Below are 1,488 nucleotides of genomic sequence, written 5' to 3'. Positions count from 1 at the left end.
GAGCAATGATCAGAACCTGTGGATGAGCCTTGGTAGGGCGGCGTGAATGTGGGCGCGCCTTCCCGGGGATGATCACAAGTCCAGTTCGTTTCTGATCAAGACCGGCGTTGGCGCGCTGGTTGGGAAGGCACGCCCGTGCTCACCGTAGTTCACGATGTCGCGCAGGCCAACGACACCCGCAGCGGTGCCGGTCGGTCGTTGTTGGATGAGATTGTCCGCGACGGTGCCCGGCAGATGCTGGCCGCCGCTTTGCAGGCCGAGGTCGCCGCCTATGTCGACCAGTTCGTCGATCAGGTCGACGAGAATGGGCACCGGCTGGTGGTCCGCAACGGCCACCACAACGTCCGGGAGGTGCTCACCGGCGCTGGGGCGATCGAGGTGAAGGCGCCGCGGGTCAACGACAAACGGGTCGATCCGGAAACCGGTGAGCGGCAACGATTCTCGTCGAAGATACTGCCGGCGTGGGCGCGTAAGTCCCCGCAGATGGCCGAGGTGCTGCCGTTGCTGTACCTGCATGGCCTGTCCAGCAGCGACTTCGGTCCGGCGTTGGAGCAGTTCCTCGGCTCGGGGGCGGGGCTCTCGGCTCCGGCGATCACCCGACTGACCGCGCAGTGGCAGGACGAGGCCGCCGCGTTCGGCCGCCGGGACCTGTCGGGCACCGATTATGTGTACCTGTGGGTGGACGGCATCCATCTCAAGGTCCGCCTGGAGCAGGACAAACTGTGCCTGCTGGTGATGCTGGGGGTGCGCGCCGACGGCCGCAAGGAACTGGTCGCGCTGACCGACGGGTACCGCGAATCAGCGGACTCGTGGGCGGATCTGCTGCGGGACTGCCGGCGCCGTGGCATGCGCGCCCCGGTGCTCGCGGTCGGGGACGGTGCTCTGGGGTTCTGGAAAGCGGTCCGTGAGGTGTTCCCCGATACCCGTGAGCAGCGGTGCTGGTTTCACAAGCAGGCCAATGTCCTTGCCGCACTACCGAAGTCGGCGCATCCGGGGGCGATCGCGGCGATGCGGGAAATCGCGGGCGCCGAGGACATCGACCACGCGCAGGTCGCGGTCAAAGCCTTCGAACTGGACTACGGCGCCAAGTTCCCCAAGGCCGTGGCCAAGATCGTTGACGACCTCGATGTGCTGCTGGAGTTCTACCACTATCCCGCCGAGCACTGGGTACATCTGCGCACCACCAATCCGATCGAGTCGACCTTCGCCACGGTCCGGTTGCGCACCAAGGTCACCAAGGGGCCGGGTTCCCGCGCGGCGGGTATCGCCATGGCCTACAAGCTCATTGACGCCGCACAAGCCCGCTGGCGGGCGGTGAACGCCCCGCACCTGGTCGCCCTGGTCCGGGCCGGAGCGGTGTTCCACAAAGGCAAACTGCTCGAACGACCCGTCGACATCACCCCACCCGAACCGGCCGACAACCCGGCCACCCCGACCGGAACGGAGGTCGCCTGAAAAACACCAATCCACAGGTATTGACAATTACTC

General features: G+C 66.1%; 1 protein-coding gene. It reads left to right on the top strand.

Annotated features, from left to right (window positions below; translation table 11 throughout):
* The first annotated feature begins 135 nt into the window (after positions 1–135).
* On the top strand, positions 136–1,455 hold the full coding sequence (locus AC3WTE_RS32585; protein ID WP_016894482.1) for an IS256 family transposase: 1,320 nt from the start codon (positions 136–138) through the stop codon (positions 1,453–1,455).
* Positions 1,456–1,488 lie beyond the last annotated feature (33 nt).

The organism is Mycobacterium sp. FW102-FHT13B02, from assembly GCF_058790275.1.
This window is presented reverse-complemented; position numbering and strand designations above follow the sequence as displayed.